Annotated in this window: 2 protein-coding genes and 1 pseudogene; all 3 read right to left on the bottom strand. The window is 33.7% G+C overall.

The features are described 5' to 3' along the window. Positions 1-104 (bottom strand): annotated as a pseudogene (gene sufC / locus WBQ70_RS02035) (Fe-S cluster assembly ATPase SufC); the annotation flags it as partial. A gap of 46 nt (positions 105-150) precedes the next feature. After that, positions 151-498, bottom strand: coding sequence for a four helix bundle protein (locus WBQ70_RS02030; RefSeq protein ID WP_423909868.1), 348 nt, complete (start codon positions 496-498; stop codon positions 151-153). Between the two features lie 35 nt (positions 499-533). Continuing rightward, positions 534-1628: Fe-S cluster assembly protein SufB (gene sufB, locus WBQ70_RS02025; protein ID WP_423909865.1), on the bottom strand; the 1095-nt coding region annotated here is incomplete at its 5' end.

The following is a 1628-nucleotide window of genomic DNA, read 5'->3' as shown; positions in this document are numbered from 1 at the left end:
GGTCCCATAATAGCATGTACTTCTCCTGCTTTTACCTCAAGGTTAATCCCTTTTAATATTTCTTTGTCGCCAATTGAGGCGTGTAGATTTTTTATACTTAACATAATTAATTTGGAAATTAGATAATTTGGAAATTTGGAAAATCCAAGCTTATTTTTGTTTAGATGTAATTATTATTTTATTTACTATTCGTGATATATTATTCACTTGTTCTATCATTTCGTCTACGTTTGGATAGTTTTCTGAAAACTTACATAATTCTAACCAGTAGATTGTTTCTTCTATTTCTTTTGCTGAAATTTTAAACTTATGAATAAAATCAGCTTTGCTTTCAGCATTTTGAGCTTCTCTGATATTTGCTCCAATGGATGTTCCTGATTTTAGTAATTGATTTGCTATTACAAATTTTTTGTTTTCCTGTAAAATATCGCAATATTTTATTATTTCTAAAGCAAACTTAAATGTCAGGGTTACAATTACATTTTCCTTGTTCTCCATTTTCAAATTTTCAAATTAACTCATTTTCAAATTTTTTAACCAACAGAACCTTCAAGAGAAATTTCCAATAACTTCTGTGCTTCCACAGCAAATTCCATTGGTAACTTATTCAATACATCTTTACTAAAACCGTTTACGATTAAAGCGATGGCTTTCTCCGTTGGAATACCACGTTGGTTGCAATAGAAAACTTGGTCTTCACCAATTTTACTTGTTGTAGCCTCATGTTCTATTTTGGCAGTTGGGTTTTTACTTTCGATATAAGGAAAAGTATGTGCTCCACAATTGTTCCCCATTAATAATGAGTCACATTGTGAGAAGTTACGAGCGTTATCGGCTCTGGGACTAATCTGAACCAATCCTCTATAACTATTTTGTGATTTTCCTGCTGAGATACCTTTGGAAATAATGGTCGATTTTGAGTTTTTACCCAAATGAATCATCTTCGTTCCTGTATCTGCTTGTTGGAAATTATTAGTAACAGCAATCGAATAAAATTCGCCTACTGAATTGTCTCCTTTTAATATAACCGATGGATATTTCCAAGTAATAGCAGAACCTGTTTCTACTTGTGTCCATGAGATTTTAGCGTTGTTTTCACAAATTCCTCTTTTGGTTACAAAGTTGAAAACTCCACCTTTACCTTCTTTATTTCCAGGATACCAATTTTGAACCGTTGAATATTTAATTTCAGCATCTTCCAAAGCGATAAGTTCCACAACAGCAGCGTGCAATTGATTTTCGTCACGGCTTGGTGCTGTACAACCTTCAAGGTAAGAAACGTAACTTCCTGCATCAGCTACAAGCAACGTTCTTTCGAACTGACCTGTTCCTGCTTGATTGATACGGAAATAAGTAGAAAGTTCCATAGGACATCTTACGCCTTTTGGGATATAACAAAACGAACCATCAGAGAAAACAGCTGAATTTAAAGCAGCATAAAAGTTGTCCTTTTGTGGTACAACAGTTCCAAGATATTTACGAACTAATTCAGGGTGTTCTTTGATCGCCTCAGAAATACTCATAAAGATAATTCCTTTTTCGCCTAATGTTTTCTTGAATGTTGTGGCTACTGATACGGAGTCAACCACAATATCCATTGCTACATTGTTCATCTTTTTTTGTTCATC

The sequence above is a fragment of the Flavobacterium sp. genome (assembly GCF_049590715.1).
In the GTDB taxonomy this organism is placed as follows: Bacteria; Bacteroidota; Bacteroidia; order Flavobacteriales; family Flavobacteriaceae; genus Flavobacterium.
Note: the sequence above shows the minus strand (reverse complement) of the source record. Positions and strands in the feature narration are given on the sequence as shown.